The sequence below is a fragment of the Monashia sp. HAY1-2A genome (assembly GCF_056755315.1).
Genome location: NZ_JBNDHY010000299.1, coordinates 1 through 1327, shown reverse-complemented (window position 1 = coordinate 1327; position 1327 = coordinate 1). Strand labels below are relative to the sequence as shown.

1 protein-coding gene and 1 pseudogene are annotated in these 1327 nt (G+C 73.3%); both read left to right on the top strand.

Going from position 1 to position 1327, the window contains the following annotated elements; genetic code table 11:
* Positions 1 to 462, top strand: a pseudogene (locus tag ACPYOM_RS21945) (ABC transporter ATP-binding protein); the annotation flags it as partial.
* A complete protein-coding gene (locus ACPYOM_RS21940) occupies positions 459 to 1262 on the top strand; it encodes an ABC transporter permease (RefSeq protein WP_481347580.1) in 804 nt (267 codons plus the stop codon). The pseudogene ACPYOM_RS21945 and the gene ACPYOM_RS21940, both read left to right, overlap by 4 nt.
* Positions 1263 to 1327 lie beyond the last annotated feature (65 nt).

Here is a 1327-nt window from a genome sequence, read left to right as displayed (position 1 = left end):
ATGCTCTCCGAGGTCGAGCAGACCGTCGACGACGTCGTCATCATCGCCAACGGCAGACGCGTCGCCCAGGGCACCGTTGCCGAGCTGCGCGGCGAGCCGACCGCGTTCGTCCGCACGTCCGACCCCGAGCGGCTCGCCGCCGCGCTCCGCGGTCGTGGCCTGCGCGTCGACCCGGTGGACCGAGGGGCCCTGCGCGTGACGACCGAGGACCTCGCGGTGGTCGGCGACGTCGCGCACGCCAACGACGTCGCCGTCCACGAGCTGCGGGCCGAGCAGACCCACCTCGAGGAGCTCTTCTTCAACCTCACCGAGTCGGGCGAGCACCGCAACCGCAACCTCGGCGCGACCGCGGGCCCGGACCGGGCCGACGGCGTGCCGCCCGACCTGCCCCCGCCGAGCGGCCGGCCGGTCGACCCCGCGCTCGTCGCCGACCCCTCGGACCAGGAGCGTGGGACCCGATGAGCGCCGCGATCCGGTCCGAGTTCCGCAAGTTCCTCACGACGCGGCTCTGGTGGGGCATGGCCATCGCCGTCGTCCTCACCGGTGCGGCGTTCGCCGTGCTCTTCGCCTTCGTCTTCACCAGCGACGCCGTCCGGGGTCCGCAGGCGGCGGCCGCGCCGCGCACCGACGCCGCCCTCGCCAAGGCGGTCTTCACCGGCGGCATCCAGGTCGGCTACCTGCTCACCCTCGCCGTCGGCGTCATGACGATCGGCTCGGAGTACCGCCACAAGACCATCACCGCGACCTTCCTGGCCACGCCCCGGCGGGGACGTGTCATGGGCGCCAAGGTCGTCTCGCTGCTCGGCATCGGCGCCTTCTACGGCGTGCTGTCGCTGTCCGGTGCCGTCGCGGCCGGCACGCTGGTGCTCCGGTCCAAGGGCCACGAGCCGTTCGCCGACCCGGCGATCTGGCGCACCCTGGCGCTGTCCCTGCTCGTCCTCGGCCTCTGGGGGCTGATCGGCCTCGGGGCCGGCATCCTCATCCCCAACCAGGTGGCCGCGCTGCTCATCTCGGTCGCCGTCGCGTGGATCGTTGAGCCGGTCCTGAGCCTCGTGCTGGCCCTGACCGACTGGGGCAAGGCGGTCGCGCCGTACCTGCCGAGCCGGGCCACGGCGGCGATGCTCGACACGAGCGGCGGCGGCTTCAACGGCGAGGTGCTCGAGCAGCTGTCGTGGTGGGCCGGTGCCCTCGTGCTCGCCGGGTACGCCGCCCTCATGGCCGGCCTCGGCACGTGGCGCACGGTGCGCAGCGACATCAGCTGACGCGGCGTTGGTCACGTCGGGCCGGGCCCTGTCTCTTATACACATCTGACGCTGCCGACGACGGA